The 20,927-nt window shown below is 63.2% G+C and carries 20 protein-coding genes; 9 read left to right on the forward strand and 11 right to left on the reverse strand.

Features of this window, described 5'->3' with window-relative positions:
* Nucleotides 1-66: 66 nt before the first annotated feature.
* Genes art_RS00090 through art_RS00100 form a run of 3 tightly spaced genes read right to left on the reverse strand, consistent with a single transcriptional unit; the run spans nt 67 to nt 2,298 of the window.
* On the reverse strand, nt 67-471 hold the full coding sequence (locus art_RS00090) for a RidA family protein (protein ID WP_038461655.1): 405 nt from the start codon (nt 469-471) through the stop codon (nt 67-69).
* Nucleotides 464-1,228, reverse strand: coding sequence for an IclR family transcriptional regulator (locus art_RS00095; protein ID WP_038461658.1), 765 nt, complete (start codon nt 1,226-1,228; stop codon nt 464-466). Before art_RS00095 ends, art_RS00090 begins: the two co-directional genes overlap by 8 nt.
* Nucleotides 1,225-2,298: a sugar kinase gene (locus art_RS00100; protein ID WP_082000018.1), complete on the reverse strand. Its 1,074-nt coding sequence runs from the start codon at nt 2,296-2,298 to the stop codon at nt 1,225-1,227. Before art_RS00100 ends, art_RS00095 begins: the two co-directional genes overlap by 4 nt.
* A 149-nt stretch (nt 2,299-2,447) precedes the next feature.
* Here art_RS00100 and art_RS00105 point away from each other — a divergent pair, with 149 nt between their 5' ends.
* Genes art_RS00105 through art_RS00120 form a run of 4 tightly spaced genes read left to right on the forward strand, consistent with a single transcriptional unit; the run spans nt 2,448 to nt 6,644 of the window.
* Nucleotides 2,448-3,788: an alanine racemase gene (locus art_RS00105; protein WP_038461661.1), complete on the forward strand. Its 1,341-nt coding sequence runs from the start codon at nt 2,448-2,450 to the stop codon at nt 3,786-3,788.
* A gap of 4 nt (nt 3,789-3,792) precedes the next feature.
* Nucleotides 3,793-5,439, forward strand: a complete 1,647-nt coding sequence (locus tag art_RS00110; protein ID WP_052135825.1) for an amidohydrolase family protein — start codon at nt 3,793-3,795, stop codon at nt 5,437-5,439.
* Entirely contained in the window at nt 5,436-6,071 is a 636-nt protein-coding gene (locus art_RS00115) for a bifunctional 4-hydroxy-2-oxoglutarate aldolase/2-dehydro-3-deoxy-phosphogluconate aldolase (protein WP_038461662.1), read from the forward strand. Before art_RS00110 ends, art_RS00115 begins: the two co-directional genes overlap by 4 nt.
* Before the next feature lie 60 nt (nt 6,072-6,131).
* Complete coding sequence (locus art_RS00120) at nt 6,132-6,644, forward strand: 8-oxo-dGTP diphosphatase (RefSeq protein WP_038461664.1); 513 nt, start codon at nt 6,132-6,134, stop codon at nt 6,642-6,644.
* A 23-nt stretch (nt 6,645-6,667) separates the two neighbouring features.
* On the opposite strand, the gene art_RS00125 is transcribed toward art_RS00120, so the two are convergent.
* The 5 genes from art_RS00125 to art_RS00145 form a co-directional block, all read right to left on the reverse strand.
* Entirely contained in the window at nt 6,668-6,997 is a 330-nt protein-coding gene (locus tag art_RS00125; protein WP_038461666.1) for a cupin domain-containing protein, read from the reverse strand.
* Nucleotides 6,998-7,305: 308 nt separating this feature from the next.
* Entirely contained in the window at nt 7,306-8,445 is a 1,140-nt protein-coding gene (locus art_RS00130; protein WP_038467995.1) for a bifunctional 2-methylcitrate synthase/citrate synthase, read from the reverse strand.
* A gap of 35 nt (nt 8,446-8,480) precedes the next feature.
* Nucleotides 8,481-9,410 (reverse strand): methylisocitrate lyase, encoded by a 930-nt coding sequence (prpB, locus tag art_RS00135; RefSeq protein ID WP_038461669.1) that lies wholly within the window; start codon nt 9,408-9,410, stop codon nt 8,481-8,483.
* Between the two features lies 1 nt (nt 9,411).
* Nucleotides 9,412-10,932 (reverse strand): MmgE/PrpD family protein, encoded by a 1,521-nt coding sequence (locus art_RS00140; protein WP_038461671.1) that lies wholly within the window; start codon nt 10,930-10,932, stop codon nt 9,412-9,414.
* Between the two features lie 62 nt (nt 10,933-10,994).
* Entirely contained in the window at nt 10,995-11,654 is a 660-nt protein-coding gene (locus art_RS00145) for a GntR family transcriptional regulator (protein ID WP_038461674.1), read from the reverse strand.
* Nucleotides 11,655-11,853: 199 nt separating this feature from the next.
* Between art_RS00145 and art_RS00150 the strand changes: the two genes are divergently transcribed.
* A complete protein-coding gene (locus art_RS00150) occupies nt 11,854-13,788 on the forward strand; it encodes an AMP-binding protein (protein ID WP_038461676.1) in 1,935 nt (644 codons plus the stop codon).
* 609 nt (nt 13,789-14,397) lie between these two features.
* Here the strand turns inward: art_RS00150 and art_RS00155 are convergent.
* Entirely contained in the window at nt 14,398-15,045 is a 648-nt protein-coding gene (locus tag art_RS00155; protein ID WP_038467998.1) for a LysE family translocator, read from the reverse strand.
* A 367-nt stretch (nt 15,046-15,412) separates the two neighbouring features.
* On the opposite strand from art_RS00155, the gene art_RS21950 reads away from it, so the two are divergent.
* From art_RS21950 to art_RS00170, 4 genes are all read left to right on the forward strand, one after another.
* Entirely contained in the window at nt 15,413-15,712 is a 300-nt protein-coding gene (locus art_RS21950) for a Type 1 glutamine amidotransferase-like domain-containing protein (protein ID WP_157875061.1), read from the forward strand.
* Complete coding sequence (locus art_RS20630; RefSeq protein WP_052135826.1) at nt 15,684-16,043, forward strand: Type 1 glutamine amidotransferase-like domain-containing protein; 360 nt, start codon at nt 15,684-15,686, stop codon at nt 16,041-16,043. The genes art_RS21950 and art_RS20630 overlap by 29 nt, the downstream gene beginning before the upstream one ends.
* A gap of 453 nt (nt 16,044-16,496) precedes the next feature.
* Nucleotides 16,497-18,173 (forward strand): ABC-F family ATP-binding cassette domain-containing protein, encoded by a 1,677-nt coding sequence (locus tag art_RS00165; protein ID WP_038461679.1) that lies wholly within the window; start codon nt 16,497-16,499, stop codon nt 18,171-18,173.
* Nucleotides 18,170-19,504 carry an MFS transporter gene (locus tag art_RS00170; RefSeq protein ID WP_052135827.1) on the forward strand — a complete coding sequence of 445 codons (1,335 nt, stop codon included), beginning with the start codon at nt 18,170-18,172 and terminating at the stop codon, nt 19,502-19,504. Before art_RS00165 ends, art_RS00170 begins: the two co-directional genes overlap by 4 nt.
* 232 nt (nt 19,505-19,736) lie before the next feature.
* Here art_RS00170 and art_RS00175 read toward each other — a convergent pair whose 3' ends face one another.
* Nucleotides 19,737-20,324 (reverse strand): HAD family phosphatase, encoded by a 588-nt coding sequence (locus tag art_RS00175; RefSeq protein WP_038468004.1) that lies wholly within the window; start codon nt 20,322-20,324, stop codon nt 19,737-19,739.
* Nucleotides 20,325-20,460: 136 nt separating this feature from the next.
* Entirely contained in the window at nt 20,461-20,745 is a 285-nt protein-coding gene (locus tag art_RS00180; protein ID WP_038461682.1) for a putative quinol monooxygenase, read from the reverse strand.
* Nucleotides 20,746-20,927 lie beyond the last annotated feature (182 nt).

Consider the following 20,927-nt stretch of genomic DNA (forward strand, 5'->3'; position numbering starts at 1 on the left):
ACTCACGGAACAGTCACAAGAACCACATTCTTCCTTGGCCGGGGCGTGGGTTAGGAAGTGACGGCGTTAGGAAGTGACGGCGAGGGCGTCGATTTCCACCAGCATGACCTCGTGCGGCAGGTCAACAAAGACCGTGGTGCGTGAGGGCAGTGCGCCGCTGGGGACGTTTTCCCTGATGAACTCGCCGTACACCTCGTTCATGGCGGGGAAGTCGTCGCGCGTGGTCAGGTAGACGCGGAACATGATGACGTCCTCCACGGAGGAGCCGCCCGCATCCAGGATGGCCTTGACGTTTTCCAGTGTGCGGCGTGTCTGGGCGCGGACGTCACCGGTGCCAATGTACTCATTGCTGGCCGGATCCACGGCGCCCTGGCCGGACACCTGGAACATATTGCCCTTTTTCACTCCTTGGGAGAAGACATGGGCGGGTGCCGGGGCATCATCGGTTAATACAACAGTCTTGTCAGTCATGGAGTCTCTCTTTCTGGGGAGCCCAGCCCAGATCCTTGGAGATGGCCTGTGTTCCGTTCATTAACGTGGGTAGCAGCTTCAACAGTTCCTCATAGCTGAGCAGTACCACCGGCACCGAGAACGACGCCGCAGCCACAACACGGCCGGAGGCGTCCCGGATGGGGGCGCCAATGCAGTGCACGAACGATTCATGTTCCGATTTGTCCTGCGCCCACCCTTGTTCCCGGACTTGTGCCAGTTCTGCCAGCAGTTCCTCCGGTGTCCCCAGCGTGTTCTCCGTCAGTCTGACATAGTCCAGGCCGGCGGCGATGTGCTCCTGCCGGGATCGGGGCATATCCGCCAGGATCACCTTCGCGACAGCGGCCGAATGCAGCGCTGCCGTCAGGCCGATCCTTGAGTACATGCGCACCGGGTGGTGGGATTCGTACTTGTCGATGTACACCACCTCCGAGCCCTCCCACTCGGCCAGGTGGACGGTGTGACCGGTGGCATCGTTCAGCTTGGCCAGGTGCGGCCGCGCCACCGCCCGAATGTCGCGCTGCTCCAGTGCTTTGGACGACAGCTCAAAAAGCTTGCGTCCCAGCTGAAACTGCCCGGCCCCGTTGCGCACCAGAAAATGCTCTGCCTCGAGCGAGTGCAGAAGGCGCATGACAGTGGTCTTGTGGACGTTCGCGGTGGCCGCCAGCTCATCCAGCGTGGCGGGGCGTTCCGCCAGTTGGGACAACAGCCCCAAGGCGCGGACAAGGCTTTGGCTCACCGGGCACCGCCAGTGGAGGCGACGCTGATGGAGGAGTCGTAGGTGTGCGCGTTTCCAGCCAGTGCGGGGGAGTGGAACCACCCGGGGGTCACCTGCGTTGCCGCCCATTCCTCCTCGGTGCAGCCCAGTATCTTCGACAACACATCCGGCTCGGGGAGTGGGCCGCGGTCACCGGGCACTGTCAGCGTGCAGGCGGCACTGACATGGCCGCGGCGTAGTGAGGAACGCTGGTCCAGACCAAAAAGCATGCCGCTCAGATAGCCGGCGGCAAATGCGTCCCCGGCACCCACAGGTTCCAGCACGCTCACATTCAGCGACGGCACCTCAACCCGAGAGCCGTCGTGCAGCAGTGCAATGGCTGAAATGTCGGCATTCTTGAGCACGATGACAGCCGGATCCGGCAGCAGGGCGCGCAGCTCGGCTTCGTTGTTCGTGCCAAAGGCCGGCAGCGCCTCATCGGTCCCGACAAGCACGACGTCGGCCTGGTTGGCCAAGGTGCGCAGCACCCCCTTGTCGGCGTGGCTCCACAGCGGTTCGCGCCAGTTGACGTCAAAGGAGATGAGCCGGCTGTTGCGGGGTGCCGCCATGACGGCGGCAAGCATGGCCCGGCACTCGGGGGAGAGGGCGGCGGTGATGCCGCTGAGGTGGATCAGGGAGGCCTGGTCCAGCAAGGGCGCCACAGCGGGGAGCTCCAGCAGGGAAGGGCCCATGGCTGAGGCGGCCGAACCCTTGCGGTAATAAATCACGGAGGCGTCCGACGCTTCGAAGCCGTCTGCCGACGCAACGGCAGGAACCTTGACGTACAACCCGGTGTTGCGGTCCGCATCAATTTCCACCGCCCCGACACCGACGCCGTGGTCGTGGAGGTCGTTGAGGATGCGGGTGCCGAACCCGTCCCTGCCCACCCGGCTGACCCAGTGGGTGTCAACACCCATGGCGGCCAGGCCCATGGCCACATTGGACTCGGCGCCGCCGACGCCGTAAAAGAGTTCGGGGGCCTGCGACAGGGGGACCTGGCCGGTGGGGGTGAGCATTACCATCGTCTCTCCGATGCATACAACCGAAAGCATGGGCTTGCGGCACTTCCTCTCAGGGGTTGGCACGGCCCGCCTTGACTGGCGAATCCTGACCATGTTAGACATGCATTGAACAACTTTGCAACAGTCGTTGCAGATAGCGCAACGCAGCCGGGCCTTGGGGGTCCGTGAAGGGACGGAATATGGACGGCGGAGCACCCGGCATTGACTCCACGCTCGTGGACGGGCTTGACGCAGTGGAGCTGTCGTGGCGCTACAAGGCCGTCCCTGCTGCGGCCCACGGCCAGACGGCTGCCGGCTATGTGGCCTCGGGTGTTGGCTTGGCGCAGCTGCAAACCCCCTTGCTGACGCTGAGTGCGCAGGCCATGGCCTCAAATGTTGCGCAGATGGCGGACTGGTGTGAAGCGAAGGGCGTGCTGCTGGCGCCCCACGGCAAAACCACCATGGCCCCGCAAATGTGGCGCGAGCAGCTCGTGCACGGGGCCTGGGGCATCACCCTGGCCAACGCGTCCCAGCTGCGGGTGGGCCACGCCTTTGGGGTGCGACGGGTCATGCTGGCCAACAGCCTGACCGATCCGCAAGCCGTCAGCTGGCTGGCGGAGCGCCAAGGCCCCGACTTCAAGGTGGTGTCGTGGGTTGATTCTGTGCAGACGGTTGCCCTGCAGGCAGCCACGCTCGCCGACAAGCCGCTCGCCGATAAGCGGGACTCCGTCCTGGACGTCATCGTGGAGCTGGGCAGCGGGGGTGGGCGAACCGGAGCCCGCACCGTTGCGCAGGCCGTGGAGATTGCCCGGGCTGTTAGTGCCTCCGCGCACCACCGACTGGTGGGCGTGGGCGGCTATGAGGGATCCCTGGCCCACTCCGCCGAGCCTGGAGCCCTCGCCACAGTGCGCGGCTACCTCGCCGGCGTCAAGGAACTGCACGAACAACTGCTCGCCGAAGACCTCTACGCACAGGGTGCCGAAACGATCATCACGGCGGGCGGCAGCGCCTACTTTGACGACGTCGTGGACGTTCTCGCCGGCTGCGCATCGGACCGGGTGGATGGTGGCCGCCGTGTTGATGTGATCCTGCGCAGCGGCGCTTACATGGTGCACGATGACGGCTTCTACCGGGGCATCTCCCCCTTCGCCCGCGGTTCGCACGCAGGGAAAACGGAGCGGCCGTTCGTGTCCGCCATGCATGTCTGGGCCCGCGTCGTATCGGTACCCGAACCGGGGCTGGCCATCCTCGACGCCGGCAAGCGCGACATGCCCGTGGACGAGGGAATGCCCGAACCCCAACTGCTGGGCCGTGAACTTGGCGGACCCATGGAGGTGCTGGAAGGGGCGAGTATCAGCGCCGTCAACGACCAGCACGCCTACCTGCGCTGCACCCCGGAAACCACCGTGGGCATGGGCGACGTGGTCCGGCTGGGCCTGTCCCACCCTTGCACCGCCTTTGACAAGTGGACGCTCATCCCGGTGCTGGCCGACACCGGCAACGACAACGCCCTGGTGGATCTCATCCACACGTTCTTCTAACCCCATGCCGGACAACACCGCAGAAGCCGCCGCCTCCACCGCGCGGACCACCATCAGCAACGCCACCGTCGTGGACGGGACGGGCGCACCACGATACGCGGCCGACGTCGTGCTTGAAAATGGCGCCATCGCCAGCATCGACGCCCCCGGCAGTCACGCGGGGGAGCCGGGCACCATCGACGCGGCGGGGCTGGTGCTGAGCCCGGGCTTCATCGACATGCATGCCCACTCGGACCTGGCGCTCCTGGCGGACCCTGGTCACTACGCCAAGCTCAGTCAGGGCGTCACCACCGAGCTGCTGGGCCAGGACGGTCTGTCCTATGCCCCGGTGGATGAGGAAACGCTGGCCGGGATCAGGGAGAAGATCGCCGGCTGGAACGGGGACCCGGACGGTTTCGACTTCACATGGCGCACCGTGGGGGAGTACCTGGACCGGCTCGATGACGGCATTGCCGTCAATGCCGCCTACCTTATCCCGCAAGGCACCGTCCGGGCCCTGGTCTGCGGATTTGGTGACGGCGGGGCCACAGAGGCCCAGATCAACGCGCAGCAGCAGCTGGTCCGCACCGGCATGGCGGAGGGCGCCGTGGGCCTGTCCTCGGGACTCAGCTACACGCCCGGCATGTACGCCACCACCGAGGAACTCGCCCGGTTGTGCGCCACGGTTGCCGAATGTGGCGGCTTCTACGCCCCGCATCACCGCTCCTACGGGAAGGGCGCCCTGGAGGCGTACGCGGAGATGATCGACCTGGCCCGCGACACCGGCTGCGCCCTGCACCTGGCCCATGCCACCATGAACTTCGCCCCCAACAAGGACCGTGCGCCGGAACTGCTGGCCCTGCTGGATGAGGCAATGGACGACGGCGTGGACCTCACCCTGGACTCGTACCCTTACCTGGCGGGTGCCACCACCCTGTCCGCGATCCTGCCCGGCTGGGCCTCCGCCGACGGCAACGGGACCACCCTTGACAGGCTCCACCACCCTGAGCTGCTGGGGCGCATCCGGGAAGAGCTGGAAGTCAACGGCTCCGACGGCTGCCACGGGGTGGTGGCCGACTGGGACAGCATAGAGATCTCCGGTGTCGGCAACCCAGAACTTGAGCCGCTCGTGGGCCACACAGTAGCCGGCATCGCCGCTGACACCGGCACAGACCCCTTTGACGTGTTTGTTGACATCCTGCGCCGCGACAAGCTGGGCACCGGAATCCTGCAACATGTGGGCCACGAGGAAAACGTGCGGACCATCATGGTCCACCGCGCCCACACCGGCGGCAGTGACGGCATCCTTGTGGGCGGCAAGCCACACCCACGGGCGTGGGGCACCTTCCCACGCTACCTTGGCCACTACTGCCGTGACCTGGGGCTGATGACATTGGAAGAAACCATCCACCACCTCACCGGTCGACCGGCCACACGGCTGAAGCTCCGCAACCGGGGCCACGTCAAGGCCGGCCATGCCGCCGACCTCGTCCTCTTTGACCCGCTGACCGTCACCGACACGGCCACCTTTACCAACCCCCGCCAGGCAGCAGCGGGAATCCACTACGTTTTTGTCAACGGCGTTGCCGCCATCATGGCTGGCAAACCCACCGGCGCACTTGCCGGACGGGCCTTGCGCCACACCCAGGAAGGAACCCGCAGCATCCCATGAAAAACACAGAATTCATCGCCCGGATTGAAGCAGACCGCACCATCGCCGTGGTCCGTGCCCCCGCCATCGCCGACGCGGCAGAGCTGTGCCGCTCCCTCGTGGCAGGCGGGATCAGCGGCGTCGAGCTGACCTACACCACCCCCCATCTGCTCAAGCACGTGGCCCGCGCCGCCGAGACGGCAGCCGAACACGGTGCCGTGGTCGGTGTGGGCACCGTACTGACTCGTGAACAGGCCAAGGCCGCCATTGACTCCGGCGCCCAATTCCTGGTCACCCCCGGCATCCGTCCCGAGGTGGCCAAGGTGGCCGCCGACGCCGGCATCCCCTTTGCGCTCGGCGCGCTGACTCCCAGCGAGGTGGCGATGGCGCTGGACCTGGGCTCCGCCGTCGTAAAGATCTTTCCCGCCCGCGCACTGGGGCCCGGCTACCTCAAGGACCTGCAGGGCCCCTACCCGGGTGTGAAGCTGCTGCCCTCGGGCGGCATTGACGCGGCCAATGCCAACGACTACCTGGCCGCAGGCGCGCTCGCGGTCTGCTGCGGCACGGCTGTGGTCCCGCCGGCTGTTGTGGCGGCAGGGGACTGGGCCGACATCACGGCGAGGGCTGCTGCGTTTACGGCCCTGCTGCGCTAGAAGCGACGATCGTGGCGGCGGCGACCGGCCTGGGTCGCCGCCATGCCCTACGCTGGATTTATGAGCGCTTCCGTCACCCTGTGTTTCCTCCTCCGCACCCACAACAGTCAGAACCAGGTGCTGCTGGGCCTGAAGAAAACAGGTTTCGGCGTGGGGAAAGTGGTGGGGATCGGCGGTCACGTGGAGCGCGGTGAGAGCGTGGTGGCGGCAATCTGCCGCGAGGTTGCCGAGGAAAGCAGCCTCACGGTGGAAGCCCTGGACCTGATCCCTGCGGGGACGGTGGAATTTGTGTTCCCGGCCCAGCCGGCATGGGACATGTTCACCACAGTATTCCTGTGCCGAAAATTCGCCGGCCACGCCGTTGAGAGCGATGAGATCCGGCCCCAATGGTACCCGGTGAACCGCCTGCCGCACGCACAGATGTGGGCCGACGCCAGCCACTGGCTGCCCGCCTTCCTGGCCGGCGAACGCGGGCATTGGCGCGTGGTCCTGAACGACGACAACGAAACCGTCGCCTCAAGCACCCACACCCCACCCCGCGGACCGGTCCCCACGGAAGACCAGGGCAGCTAGACCCCTGGCCCCCAGACGGGCAGTTAGGGCTTCGCCACCGTCAACAGGAACGTGGAGTCCTCCAATGCATCGACGGAGTGGCGGGCCAGCGGCACCACCAGGTGGTCACCGGGGGAGCCCTCCCAGGCGACGTCACCGGCCTTCAATACGAGCTTGCCGCTGAGCACCTGCACCGTTGCCTCACCGGGGTTGTCGTGCTCGTCCAGCCTGGATCCCGCCGTCAGGGCCACCACTGTCTGGCGCAGGACCCGCTCGTGCCCGCCATAAACCGTCCGGGCACTGCGCCCGCTGCTTTTGGTCTTGGCGGATGCCAGGAGTTCCCGGGCCAGTGCTGTCAGGGATGACTTTTCCACGATGCTCCTTTGTAGCGGTTGCAGGTACGTTTCTTCACAGTACCGCCAACTTCGCAGGAAGTGAGGGAACGATCACGAAAAGGCCCAATTGGTGAGGGATCGATGGGGGTGGGGTGCAAAAAGTACGACGGCGGGAGGTCCCCTTTTTTCCAAAAGGTGACCTCCCGCCGTCGTTCCCCAGCCGCTCCCAGCTGCTCGCAAGCTCGCAGCGGGACCCTCGCGGCCGTGGGCCCACCCAGACGCACCCAGCTGCTCGCAAGCTCGCAGCGGGACCCTCGCGGCCGTGGGCCCACCCAGGTGTCCAGGAACTACTTCAGGTGGCGCTCGTCAACACCGTTGTAGGCGCTCAGGGGGCGGATCAACGCATTCGCGGCGCGCTGTTCCATGATGTGCGCGGTCCAGCCGGTGATGCGCGAGGCGATGAACAGCGGCGTGAACATGTCCGTGTCGAAGCCCATCAGGTGGTACGTGGGGCCGGCCGGGTAATCGAGGTTCGGCTTAATCGCCTTGGCCTCGGCCATGGCTTGTTCCAGCCCGTCGTACAGGCCCATCATTTCCGGGCGGTCGTAATGGGTGATCATGCGTTCCAGCGCAGCCTTCATGGTGGGCACGCGGGAATCGCCGTTCTTGTAGACCCGGTGGCCGAAACCCATGACCTTCTTCTTCGCGGCCAGGGCATCCTCCATCCACGCCTTGGCGCGGGTGGCGGCCTCCTCGCGGGACTCCTCGGCACGGATGCCGATCTCGTCAAAGGTGTGCATGACGGCCTCGTTGGCACCGCCGTGCAACGGGCCCTTCAACGCGCCGATGGCAGCGGTCACGGCCGAATGCAGGTCCGACAGTGTTGAGGTGACGACCCGGGCCGTGAACGTGGAGGCGTTGAAGGAGTGCTCCGCGTACAGCACCATGGACACGCGGAAGGCGTCCACCACCTCGGGCGCCGCCTCCTCGCCAAAGGCCATCCACAGGAAGTTCGCGGAGTAGTCCAGGTCCGTGCGCGGTTCCACCAGCGGCTGGCCGCGCCGGCGGCGCTGGTCGTAGGCGACCACGGCCGGGAAGTGCGCAAAGAGCGACTGGGCTTTATCCAACTCCGCTTCCGGTGAGGAGTCCTCCGCCAGGGCATGCACCGCGCCCATGACCGAGACGGCTGTGCGAGCCACATCCATGGGGTGGCAGTCCAGTGGCAGCAGGTCAATGGCCGCCTTGACCTGCGAGTCCAGTGCCCGGTTGGCCCGTTCAAAGGCCTCAAAGAGCGTCAGCTCTTCCTCCGTGGGCAGCTCGCCCGTCCACAACAGGAGTGCCACTTCCTCAAAGGACTTGCCGGCGGCCAATTCCTGCACCGGATAACCGCGGTACAGCAGCGAGTTGGACTCGGGGTTGACCTTGGAAATAGCGGTGTAGTCGGCGACGACCCCGGCAAGGCCCTTGCGTACTTCTTCTTCGCTCACAGTGTGCACTCCTTCTTCTGGTGTTCTTTGCAGGCCTAGAGGTTTGAGTTGTTGCCGTCGATGTCCAGGCTGGGGATCTGGAAGTTGAAGATGCCCGTATCGAATTGGTTGTACGCCTCATAGTCAACCAGATCATAAAGTCGGGCCCGCGTCAGCATTTCCGGGACAGCAGTTTCCTGCGTGCCGTGCGCGCTGATCGCGTCCAGGACCCGTTCGGCCGCACCCATGGCGCTGCGCAGCAGTGTTACGGGGTAGATGATCATGGCCACGCCGGCCGCGGCAAGCTGGTCACGGGTGAACAGCTCGCTCTTGCCAAACTCCGTCATATTCGCCAAAACGGGGACATCCACGGCCTTGCATACCGCCTCAAATTCCGCCACGCTCTTCATCGCTTCCGGGAAGATCGCGTCGGCGCCGGCGTCGACGAGCGCCTTGGCCCGGTCGATGGCGGCATCCAGGCCTTCCACGGCGCGGATGTCGGTGCGGGCCATGATCAAAAAGTTCGGGTCCCGCCGGGCGTCGGCGGCTGCGGCAATGCGCTTGACCGCCGTGTCCAGGTCCACCATGTTCTTGCCGTCCAGGTGGCCGCAGCGCTTCGGGTTGAACTGGTCCTCGATGTGGCAACCAGCCAGCCCCGCGTTTTCCAGTTCCTGGATGGTGCGGGCCACGTTCATGGGCTCGCCAAAGCCGGTGTCGGCGTCGATCAGGCAGGGCAGGTCCGTCATGCGCGCGATCTGCCCGCCGCGGGCGGCCACCTCGGTCAGCGTGGTCATGCCAATGTCCGGCAGGCCCAGGTCGTTGGCGAGGACGGCGCCTGAGATGTAGACGCCGTCGAACTTCTTTTCCTCAATGAGGCGGGCCGAGAGCGGGTTGAAGGCGCCCGGGAATTGGCGGGCAGCGCCCGGGACCAGCATGGCGCGCAGGTCCCGGCGCTTCTGCTCGGGCGTTTTCTTGGAGTACAGCATGTTAAAACAGGCCCTTGGGTGCGGCTGCCAGATCGACGACGCCGGGAGCTGCCGTGATGTTCAGCTGGTTCAGTTCCCCTGCGGCCAGGTTGGGAAGGTTCTCTGCTGCCGCGATGAAGCGGTTGATCTCAGCTTCCGTGACCAGGCCGGTGGCCAGGGTGCGGAACTTGTTGATGTATTGCTCACGGGCGAAGGGGCGGGCGCCCAGCGGGTGGGCGTCGGCCACAGCGATTTCATCGGTGATGAGCGTGCCGTCGTTCAGTGTGATCTCCACGGAACCGCCAAAGGCCTTCTCGGCGATGTCCAGGGAGTGGTAGCGGCGCGTCCACTCGGTGTCCTCTTCCGTGGTGACCTTGTGCCACAGCTCCACAGTGTCGGGGCGGCCGGCACGCTCGGGGGAGTAGGAGTCCACATGATGCCATGAACCGTCCTGCAGGGCCACGGCGAAGATGTACGGGATGGAGTGGTCAAGGGTTTCCCGTGACGCGGTGGGCTCGTACTTCTGCGGATCGTTGGCGCCGGAGCCGATCACGTAGTGGGTGTGGTGGCTGGTCTTGATCAGGATGGACTTCACGTTGGCCGGGTCGGTGGCTTCGGGGTGTTCGCCGTGCAGCTTGCGGGCCAGGTCGATCCACGCCTGTGCCTGGTATTCGGCCGAGTGCTCCTTGGTGTAGGTGTCCATGATGGCGCGCTTGGCTTCGCCCTCGGCCGGCAGCGGCACGGTGTATTGCGCGTCCGGGCCGTCGAGCAGCCAGGCGATAACGCCGTCTTCGCCTTCGTAGATCGGGACGGGGGAGGTCTGTCCGCGCATGGCACGGTCTGCCGCCTCGACGGCCATCTTGCCGGCGAAGGCAGGTGCGTGCGCCTTCCAGGTGGAGATTTCGCCCTTGCGAGACTGGCGGGTGGCGGTGGTGGTGTGCAAGCCCTGGCCTACGGCCTGGAAGATGGTTTCCACTTCAAGCCCCAACAGGGTGCCGATGCCGGCGGCGGCCGAGGGGCCGAGGTGGGCCACATGGTCAATCTTGTGCGCGTGCAGGCAGATGGCCTTGACCAGGTCCACCTGGATTTCGTAGCCCGTGGCCAGGCCGCGGACCAGGTCAGCGCCGGATGCGCCGGTGTGCTGGGCGACTGCCAGGATCGGCGGGATGTTGTCGCCCGGGTGGGAGTAGTCTGCCGCCAGGAATGTGTCGTGGTAATCAAGCTCGCGGACGGCCACGCCGTTGGCCCAGGCAGCCCACTCGGGGGAAACCTTCTCCGTGATGCCGAAGACAGACGCGCCGGAGCCGCCCGTTGAGGGTGCATGGGCTAGGGCCTGGGCGCGGGCCGCAACAATGGGGCCGCGGTTCAGGGAGGCGATGGCCACGGAGGCGTTGTCGATGACACGGTTGATGATCATGTCGGTGACCTCAGCCGTCACGGCGACGGGGTCCGCGGCAACCTTGGCGATCTTGTACGCCAGCTGGTCCTCGTGGGCCAGGTTCTCTTCACTCTTGTACACGCGAACGTTGTGATCGATGGTCATGGTGTTCCTTTCACAGGGGTTCAAATCCGGGGGTTCAAATCTTGGTGGATCGGTTATTTTGTTCAGCTATGTGGTGCAGGGGAAAGTTCGGGGGCGGTGCTTAGCAGGTGCCGCAGGCTGTTGTCCAGATGCACAGTGGTGGCCGCGTTGGCCACGACAGGGTTGCCGTTGGCGATAGCCAAGGCAATGCTGGCATGCTCCCGGGCCGCGTCGCGTAGTCGGGCGGGGTTGTCCTTGCCCAGGCGCCGCACCCGTACAAGGTGGACGCGCAGGTTTTTCAGCGCCTGGTTCAGGTAGTGATTTGCGACGGCGGCATCCACTGCGCTGTCCAGCTCGCCTGCCAGCCGGTAATAGTCGCTGCGGCTGGGGTCAGCTTCGGTGATCAGCTCACCCGCGTTGGCGAGCTTGCGATGCAGTTCCAGGAAGACCTCGCGGTCCCCGCGCCGGGCAGCCAGCTCTGCCGCCCGGCACTCCAGGGCCGAGCGCAGTTCGAACAGTTCATCCAGGTGGTCAAGGGAGATCTCGCTGACAACCATGCCGCGCCCGCTCTGCGGTTCGGCCAGGCCCTCGGCCATCAGTTTCGCCAGCGCCTCCCGGATGGGGGTGCGGGAAACTCCCAGGCGTTCCGAGAGTTCAACCTCGCCCAGAATGGTGCCGGGGGTCAGGCGCCAGTTGATGATGTCGCTGTGCAGCGTTGCATAGGCACGGTCGCTGGCTCGCATGGTTCCTCCCATTCCGCCGTGTTGGCTTGGCGCGTTGATTGAAGACTACCTCTCCATTGTATACAAAGATCAATGTTTTTGCATGAATTTGCTGTGATTGTTTAACGTATCCGTTTCTGTGTATACATTGGTGCTTGTTTTTGTCCGTTCGGAGACGATATTATGGCTCACATCACATCAACGCGGATGGAGTGGTGCCATGGCATTGCAGGAGACCGGATTGCAGGACAGGAACTACCGGGAAGAGTACCAACGCAGTCTCAGCGACCCGGAAGGGTTTTGGCTGGCGGCGGCGCAGGCGGTGGACTGGACGGTGCCGCCAACGCGGGCATTTGACGGCAAAGCACCCAATGGCGAGCCGTCGCCTGCCGGGTGCTGGTTCCCTGACGGCGAGCTCAACACCTGCTTCAACGCCCTTGACCGCCACGTTGCCGCCGGCCGAGGGGACCAGCCGGCCCTGATCCATGATTCCGCGATGACCGGTGAGCAGCGCACGTACAGCTACAGCGAACTGACGGACCTCGTCTCAAGATTCGCCGGCGTGCTCCGCGCCCAGGGTGTGGGCAAGGGGGACCGCGTGGTCATCTACCTGCCCATGATCCCCGAGGCTGCCATCGCCATGCTGGCCGCAGCCCGGCTCGGGGCCATCCATTCCGTCGTGTTCGGCGGCTTTGCCGCGAGCGAGTTGGCCACCCGGCTCAAGGACGCCGCACCCAAGGTGGTGGTGACGACGTCGGGAGGCCTGGAGCCTAACCGCGCCATCGAGTACCTGCCCGCGGTCCATGAGGCCCTGACCAAGGCCGGGATGGAAACGCTTCCCGTCATCATCAAGCATCGCGACGGCTTCGCCACTGACCCCGCGTCCCTCGACTGGAATGCCACGGATTGGGACGCCGCCATCGCCGTTGTCGAGCCCGCGGCGCCCGTGCCGGTGAAGGCGACGGACCCGCTCTACGTCCTCTACACCTCCGGAACCACCGGCACGCCCAAGGGGGTGGTGCGCGATAACGGGGGACACGCCGTCGCACTTCTGTGGAGCATGGCGAACCTCTACGACATCCGGGCGGGCGACGTGTGGTGGACGGCGTCGGATGTGGGTTGGGTGGTGGGGCATTCCTATATTGTGTACGGGCCGCTGTTGGCCGGCGCCACTACGGTCATGTACGAGGGCAAGCCCGTGGGCACCCCCGACGCCGGCGCCTTCTGGCGCGTCATCGAGCAGCACGGGGTGAAGGCCCTGTTCACCGCGCCCACCGCCCTGCGCGCCATCCGCAAGATGGACCCGGAGGCAGCGCTGCTGAAGAAGTACGACGTCGGACACCTCCAAACGCTGTTCACCGCGGGCGAGCGGCTGGACACCGACACGTACCACTGGGCCGGGCGGGTGCTTGGTGTGCCGGTGGTGGACCATTGGTGGCAGACGGAGACCGGGTGGGCCATTGTGGGCAATCCGCGCGGCATGGAACTGCTGCCGTTGAAGGCCGGCTCGCCCACGCTGCCCATGCCGGGTTACGACCTGCGCATTGTTGACGGGTTGGGCGCTCCCGTACCGGCGGGGGAGGAGGGCAACATTGTGCTGGGCCTGCCGCTGCCGCCGGGGACGCTGCCTACGCTGTGGCGGGACGATGCGCGCTTTGTGGATTCATATTTGGGTGCCTTCCCCGGCTTTTATGCCACGGGAGATTCGGGCTATGTAGATGAGGGTGGCTACGTGTTTGTCATGGGCCGCACCGACGACGTCATTAACGTTGCCGGCCACCGGCTGTCCACGGGCGCCATCGAGCAGGTGGTGGGCACGCATGCCGCCGTCGCCGAGTGCGCCGTGATCGGGGTTGCCGATGCGCTCAAGGGGCAGAAGGCTGTGGGGTACGTGGTGCTCAAGGCCGGGGTTTCGATGGCGGCTGCGGAGCTGGAGAAGGAACTTATTGCGCTGGTGCGCCGGGAGATCGGGCCGGTGGCGGACTTCAAGGCAGCCGTGGTGGTGGAGGCCCTGCCGAAGACCCGTTCGGGGAAGATCCTGCGCAAGACCATGCGGCAGATTGCCGACGGCGACGACTATGTGGTGCCCTCAACCATTGAGGACCGCTCGGTGATTGATGCGCTTATCCCAGTCCTCACGGGCAAGCGGCCTTAAAGTACGGGCGCCAAGTCTACGTTCGGCGGAGGCCTGGCGCGGGGGACAGGCGCGCCGGATCCCGAGCTGTCTGTCGCCAGCGGAGCACGCCGGCCTTCGACGATGTCCGGATCTCAAACTCTGGAAATCCCCGTTTGCTTCATTTCCTGCGATGCGCGTCATCGCCGATGAATACCACGGCTCGCGATGCCAAGCGGGACAACCCAGTCACTTGGGATCAGGCGGGCATTTGCCAAGGCCGGGCTGGTGCTCGTCGGAGCCAGGTGAATGGGCCCGCGGGGGACTGAAGTTCTGCCCCGTATGGGGCCGCCGCGCTTCACCGGACAGATCACCGGGCAGGTCTTACGGGACGCTCCAGGGCCTGCCAGGTCGAAGGCGCAGGTCAGAGGGCTATTTGTCCGGTGAGGGACCGGCCTACGGGACAGCTCTGGACTCCTATCCGGACAGACCCCTTGCGCCACTTGCGTGTAAATCGCAACTGTAAATGGCGGCATTCTCTCGGCACTAAATGTCATTGCGACTACAGGGACGAGGGCCCCATACATGATGTTCCGGTAGGGAGTGGACGCACGCACGCGCCTCACAGCGCGCGAAACGGCGGCCTCGACGCTACGGGGCGACAGCGGGGGTGGGGGCCTCAATCGCGAGCTTTACGCCGATCCCACCGAGGAGCGTGCCGGTGACCCACTTCTGCCACCGCATCCACGTCGGCTTACGCTGCAGGAATGTGGCGACCGAGCCTGCGGCGACAATAATCGCACCATTGACCGCGACGCCGACGAGGATCTGGATCGCGCCGAGCTGAAAGCCTTGCGCGACGATGCTGCCGGCGGCGGGGTCGATGAACTGGGGGATGAGCGCGAGATAGAGGATCGCGACCTTTGGGTTGAGAAGATTTGTCAGGAGTCCCATGCGGAAGAGCTTGCCGAACGAGTCGCGCGGGAGCTCGCTGGTCTCGAACAGCGACTTTCCTCCCGGGCGAAGCGTCTTGTAGGCGAGCCAGAGGAGGTAGACCGCACCAGCGACCTTCAGTGCGATGAACAGCCACGGGACAACGAGGAACACCGCTGCTAGCCCGAGGGTTGCCATCACCATGTACACGACGAAGCCAACTGCCGTGCCGGAGAGCGACATCATCCCGGCACGCCATCCCTGGCTAATGCTGCGAGAGACCAGGTACATCATGTTCGGCCCGGGGGTGAGGGCGAGACCAAGCTCGATGAGAGCGATGCCGGCCGCGGCGGACAACGAGATCATGCACACTTCTTTCATGAGGTGGGTTGGGATGAGCATCCCCGTCGATGCCGAGCTGCACCCAATTCTCCCACTCCGTATGACTCAGTCACCCCCGAACCGCCGAGGGTGACCTCTGTCAATGTGGGGATCTCGTGCCATGGTGCCGACCTGTTTGCTGGAATCCGTGACCGCCCGAAACTGATTGATTCCGACACGAAGGCGGTGAGCACCGTGAATCGCGACGATGGACGTCCTGGTCCCCGCTTCGCTTGGCGTCCGGCCTTCGGGACTTTGAAGTCGTCTCAATGCGATCCTAGAAAATGATCCCCACGTGTGCGACGATCCATCTGGCGCAGAGCCTGTCAGTGGCTCCGCCCACAGTGATGACATGAAGCTTCTCCTACCGTCCCGATTTCTCGGAGCTGTTCCAGATTTCCTCAGCACATTGAAATCAGACTCCCTCTCGGACATCCGTATCGCTTATATCAACGACGCAGCCAAGCCGCTCGGTGATGCTCCATTTGTTGAGCGGGAACGTCTTCAGCTTCAAAGTTTGGGATACACGCTCGTCCCGCTGACGATCGGAGACGGTACTGCTGCTGATATTTCTACCGCACTCAATACCGTCGACGCGGTCTATGTAGCCGGTGGTATGGCTGATGGCTGTTCTGCGCAGCACGGGCGCTGACGAAGTCCTGATCGAGCGGGTCCGCGCAGGGCTGCCTTATGTCGGAGCCACCGCCGGCGCTGTAATCATGCGGAAAAGCATTGATACTGCGATTGCACTCGACGGCCACACGGACGGAACATCCTTGGACAATCTCAGCGGTCTCGGACTCCTGGATGCGGTGATTCTGCCTCATGCTGATGGGCAGCTGTCGCCGTACTCGCCGGAGGCAATCGCTGAGGTGGCACGTCGCCTGGGCGGAATGCTCGGACTGACGATGCTGCCGGATGACACCGCCCTGCTTGTAGCAAATAGGGATGTACGCATGGTGGCCTCTCCCGCCACTGCGTAGTCCCTTGTCCTACACAGCACCGTTTTTCTGCTGCTCGCAGGGATGCTGGAGGGACAATGGCCTTAATTAGCCCTGCCCCAGTGAGCGTTCCCCTGTGGACAGCTCAACGATCTCGCTGCCGCCATTGCTTTGGGCGAACCAAACGCCCGGAGCCGGACCGCCTTGCGGGACAGCTTCAAGCGACAGTCTAAACAGAGCCCGCCTCTGAATACTTGCCATGGTAAAGTTCGAACTGTGAGTTACTTATTCTTCGTCTACTGGGGCTAACACCAGTCTGCTCCTTGTGAGTTTTCCGAGGCTGCGGCCTGGCTCTTATGCCATCCGTCACCGACATTTCTGTCATGTGTGGCGTCCCAGCAGATTTGAGCGCATTTCCCGCTCCACATGGCGCCCATTACTTCTAACAATGGGTGTTTTCTAAGCGAGCGGTTGCGCCTCCCTTTCGGAGGAATAATGACCATCACAATTACCTTGCCTGCACGCGCCCGCGCGCAGCTCATAGCATCCACTATTCATGTTGTTCGTGGCGGGCGTAAGGTCCTGACCAACGTTGACCTCACCATTACACCAGGAACCCGAGTGGGGATCGTCGGCGAAAACGGCCGTGGAAAATCAACCCTGCTTCACGTCCTTGCCGAGATACTGACACCTGACTCGGGCACAGTGCTACGCATTGGCACTCTCGGCATTGCCGAACAAGAAATGCCCACTGATGACGGGCGCACGGTCGGGGATCTCATCACCGAGCAATTGGCCGATTCCCGTGCTGCGCTGCGCGCATTTGATCTTGGCGCAGAAGCTATAGCGGCACAGTCACCAGGCGCGGAGAAGATATTTGCCGAAGCCCTGAATGCGGCCGAAACGCTTGATGCCTGGGACGCGGATCGCCGGGTTGACGTCGCGCTCGAATCGTTGGGAGCCGTCACCGACAGGGAGCAACTGCTGTCTGAACTATCTGTGGGTCAGCGCTATCGCGTCAGGCTTGCCTGCCTATTGGGCGCTGAACATGATTTCCTTCTTCTGGACGAACCGACGAACCACCTCGATCAGCAGGGGCTGGAGTATCTCACCGAGCAGCTGCGTGGCAGCCAAGGGGGAATCGTCGTCGTGAGCCACGACCGGGCACTCTTGACAGATGTTGCCACCCACATCCTTGACCTTGACCCGAGCCGAGACGGGATTCCACGCCTCTACGGCGGTGGGTATTCGGGGTACCAGGAAGGACGCGCAGCAGAACGTGAACGGTGGGTCGATGAGCATGAGCAGCAACAGGCCGTACATTCCCGGCTAATCCAAGACCTGGCAACGGCTCAGAACCGCCTCGTGTCGGGATGGCGACCACCCAAGGGAACAGGAAAACACCAGCGACAAACCCGCGCCCCAGGCCTTGTTCGTTCCGTCCACCGACGGCGCGATGACCTTGAAAATCACAGAATCACCGCTCCTGAGCCACCGCTTGAATTTCGCATGCCAGAACTTTCCGCGCGGCCTGGTGTCACACTGATCCAAGCGGTGCGGGTGGCAGTCGACGGGCGAATGCACTCAGCTATGACCCTCATCGTTGAGTCGGGCTGCAAGTTTGTGGTCTCAGGGCCGAACGGTGCCGGAAAATCAACCTTCCTTAGCGTGTTGGCCGGAACCCTTGCACCTTCCACGGGAGAAATCCATCATGCCCGTGGAGCAAGAATCGCCTACCTGTCACAGGAGTCACCTACCGCAACGACGCTGCGGGCCCGCGACGCATTCAACGCCCACCTCGGCACTTTGACCAGCGCCGGAACGCTCAAAGAAGGCGAAATGATTTCCCTCAAGTCGCTCGGGATTCTATCCTCGGCCGATGTCAATCGTCCGGTACGGGAGCTATCCATGGGCCAACAGCGCCGTCTCGATCTTGCGATGGCACTGGCAACCAAGCCTCATGTGCTGTTGCTCGATGAACCCAGCAACCACCTGTCCATCTCGCTTGTTGATGAACTCACCGAGGGGCTGCACGCGACGAAGGCCGCCGTAATCGTCGCGACCCACGACCGTCAACTTCTTCGCGACCTTGCAAGCTGGCAGCACATCAACTTGGCAAACCCCAAAGAAGACTGGTCTGGAAGCTCAACCTTCGAAGGGCGCGCCTCATGAATACGTCACCACATCAAAAACCCGTGTCTGCATCAAAATGGCGGGCCTTGGCGCCGCTCCATCATCGTGACTACCGCCTGCTACTGGGAGCGGTGGGATTGTCACTTTTCGGAACCGGCATGTGGACCATTGTCATGGTTTTCCAGGTACTCTCGATCGATAATTCGCCCACGGCACTATCAATGGTCGCGGCCTGCCTCAGCGGTGGCCTCTTCGCGTTCGCCCTGGTCGGAGGTGTCACCGCCGACCGCTTCTCGAAACGGACCATCATCATCACGGTCCAGGCAACGAACTTGGCTGCCGTGGCAATGGTGACCCTCTTGGCGTTCAGTGGCGGTATCCAGCTTTGGCACATGGCCCTTGCCTCAGCAATGCTCGGGGCTGGGAGCGCGTTCTTCTACCCGGCGTACAGTGCCTTCCTGCCCATCATTTTGCCCACAGAAGAACTCTTGGCGGCCAACGGTTTGGAAGGCGCGCTAAGACCAACCATGCAGCAAGGAATCGGGCCGGCAAGCGGAGGAATGATCGTGGGAGCGTTCCTTCCGATGCACGGCGCGCTGATCGTCGCCGCGGTCTATGCGATAGCACTGAGCCTGGTGGTCTTCATACGTCCAGACCCGAGAAGGCCCAAAGAAATAGATCGAGCCGCAGCGCCACAAAGTATCTTTGCCGATCTGCGTGAAGGCATTTCCTTTACAGCGAAAACGAGATGGCTGCTCTGGACACTCATCTTTGCGTGCCTCATGACGTTGATCATCATGGGTCCGATAGAAGTGCTCATTCCTTTCATTGCACGAGACAACTTCGGCAATGGCGAGCAGGTTTTTGGGTTTGTCCTCACTGCGTTCGGGATGGGAGGGGCGGTTGGATCGCTGGTTGTTTCTTCCCTGCGAATGCCGCGCCGCTACCTGAGTGTCATGGTGCTGGGCTGGGGTGCCGGGACCATCCCACTAGCATTCCTGGGTATCACTACATCGTTCTGGGTGATGGCGGCTGCCCTGTTCATTGTCGGATTCAGCTCAGGGGCAGGAATGGTCATCTGGGGCACGCTTCTGCAACAGCGGGTTCCGGTAAACATGATTGGCCGCGTCGCAAGCCTGGACTTTTTCATCTCGATCGCGCTGATGCCACTTTCGATTGCCCTGGTCGGTCCCATCGCAATGGTGGTACCTGCAGCCGTCATCTTCGCCGTAGCAGGGACAACACCGGTATTGATCGCGGTACTCGCCGTACTCGCCGGGACAATGCGACGAGACGAGATGAAGCATCCCCTCGATGCCACCACTGAGAACCAAGACCCCATCGAGTCGATAAGTCAGGAATACAAATAGCCCCTCACAGGCGTAAGTCTGGAACACGTGGGCGTGGGAGTCCACTAAGGATGCTCCCACGCCCACGACGGGCAGGCAGGAGGCATTCCCGCCGCTGCGCTCCCGATGCCACGAGTGCAGAACTCACGATCACACTGCCACGAATGGTACGTTCCGAATCGCGGTGAACCGCTCAAAGACAAGTTCGCCAAAAAACTGTCCCAGTAGACGTTCGCTATAGGACTCCAGTTCGCTATAGGACTCCAGTACAGATCAACGCCTCACGAAGCCGTTGAACGCCTTTGAAATGATGCGTGACAAAGCCAAGGTCAATGGCGCCGCTAAGTTTGGATGAGGAATCATCAGTGAAGAAGATCTCTGGCCCATCGATCCCTAAGGCGTCAATAACATGCTGGAATATGCGCTGATCTGGTTTGATGTGGCCGATGGTTGCCGAATTGAAGACATGGTCGACGTGTTGCCGGACACCCTGGGCTTCAACTTCGTCGGAGATTGTGTCTGTGCCGTTCGTCAATATTGCCACGGTAGTTCCACGACTCCGTAGTGCATCGGCTAGTTCTAAAATGGCAGGATCAGGCCGAGGAGTCAGTTTGCCCCATTCTTCCGCTGCGGCGTAGGCAGCCAGTGCCCGACCGATTTCGCGCACCCATTCAGCTCGTGAGATGCGGCCCGTTGTAACTTCAGTGAGAAGGGGCTGAGCGAATGCTGTGGCGTCGAGGCTACCAATATCGAGACCATGACGACGCTCAATTTCGGCCGCGTGGTCCGGAAGGAAGTGGCGAATGACTCCATCAAGGTCGAAAACTACGGCACGGATCATGCTGACATCTTGCCAAGCATCCAGCATCAATCAAAACTGGTGATCCCTGTCCCGTGGACCGTTGGCGCTACGGGCTGACCCCACTCTGTGTCCACCATTTGCACGCAATGGAAGCAACCGTCGGTAGTTTCCTGAACTAGACCGCGCTGGTGTAGATCAGCGCTGGCGCAGCCGTCTCCAGAGTTTCGAGCTTGTGCATGGCTTCAATGAAGTGATCTGTTCGTGTGTGCGCGTCCAGATGCTCTTGCGAGAGCCATCGTTCCGCAAGCATGAATTCACAAGGATCATCGCGAAGCTGAAGGAGCTCGTAGCTTACGCATCCGGGCTCTTTAAGTGTTGCGGCAGCCAGCTCTCGATAGGCGCTGAGAGCCTCTTCGAGATTCCCCGGCGCGACCGAAGATCCCACCAAAACGCTGATCATTCTTCTCCTAGGTTCAAAGACGGTTGGATGATTCTCCGCTGGTACATTCAGCTTCTGATCGAGGCTACCAAGAATGAAGTTGCCTCGATTGCACGCACGCGTGCACGCACGCGGTGCTCCTGCCAAATAGGTTGGCCCCGCCAAGCAAATGCTGTGCCGGCCAAGGTTCCGCTTCCGGGGCG

This window comes from Arthrobacter sp. PAMC 25486 (assembly GCF_000785535.1).
GTDB lineage: Bacteria > Actinomycetota > Actinomycetes > Actinomycetales > Micrococcaceae > Specibacter.

What these genes read in the sequence shown, in the direction of transcription:
- art_RS00115 (WP_038461662.1), top strand. Translation starts at nt 5,436, where the DNA reads ATGAAAAACACAGAATTCATCGCCCGGATTGAAGCAGACCGCACCATC.
- prpB (WP_038461669.1), bottom strand. Translation starts at nt 9,410, where the DNA reads ATGCTGTACTCCAAGAAAACGCCCGAGCAGAAGCGCCGGGACCTGCGC.
- art_RS00150 (WP_038461676.1), top strand. Translation starts at nt 11,854, where the DNA reads ATGGCATTGCAGGAGACCGGATTGCAGGACAGGAACTACCGGGAAGAG.
- art_RS20630 (WP_052135826.1), top strand. Translation starts at nt 15,684, where the DNA reads ATGGCTGTTCTGCGCAGCACGGGCGCTGACGAAGTCCTGATCGAGCGG.
- art_RS00180 (WP_038461682.1), bottom strand. Translation starts at nt 20,745, where the DNA reads ATGATCAGCGTTTTGGTGGGATCTTCGGTCGCGCCGGGGAATCTCGAA.
- art_RS00140 (WP_038461671.1), bottom strand. Translation starts at nt 10,932, where the DNA reads ATGACCATCGATCACAACGTTCGCGTGTACAAGAGTGAAGAGAACCTG.
- art_RS00090 (WP_038461655.1), bottom strand. Translation starts at nt 471, where the DNA reads ATGACTGACAAGACTGTTGTATTAACCGATGATGCCCCGGCACCCGCC.
- art_RS00175 (WP_038468004.1), bottom strand. Translation starts at nt 20,324, where the DNA reads ATGATCCGTGCCGTAGTTTTCGACCTTGATGGAGTCATTCGCCACTTC.
- art_RS00120 (WP_038461664.1), top strand. Translation starts at nt 6,132, where the DNA reads ATGAGCGCTTCCGTCACCCTGTGTTTCCTCCTCCGCACCCACAACAGT.
- art_RS00170 (WP_052135827.1), top strand. Translation starts at nt 18,170, where the DNA reads ATGAATACGTCACCACATCAAAAACCCGTGTCTGCATCAAAATGGCGG.
- art_RS21950 (WP_157875061.1), top strand. Translation starts at nt 15,413, where the DNA reads ATGAAGCTTCTCCTACCGTCCCGATTTCTCGGAGCTGTTCCAGATTTC.
- art_RS00105 (WP_038461661.1), top strand. Translation starts at nt 2,448, where the DNA reads ATGGACGGCGGAGCACCCGGCATTGACTCCACGCTCGTGGACGGGCTT.
- art_RS00110 (WP_052135825.1), top strand. Translation starts at nt 3,793, where the DNA reads ATGCCGGACAACACCGCAGAAGCCGCCGCCTCCACCGCGCGGACCACC.
- art_RS00100 (WP_082000018.1), bottom strand. Translation starts at nt 2,298, where the DNA reads ATGCTTTCGGTTGTATGCATCGGAGAGACGATGGTAATGCTCACCCCC.
- art_RS00145 (WP_038461674.1), bottom strand. Translation starts at nt 11,654, where the DNA reads ATGCGAGCCAGCGACCGTGCCTATGCAACGCTGCACAGCGACATCATC.
- art_RS00165 (WP_038461679.1), top strand. Translation starts at nt 16,497, where the DNA reads ATGACCATCACAATTACCTTGCCTGCACGCGCCCGCGCGCAGCTCATA.
- art_RS00155 (WP_038467998.1), bottom strand. Translation starts at nt 15,045, where the DNA reads ATGATCTCGTTGTCCGCCGCGGCCGGCATCGCTCTCATCGAGCTTGGT.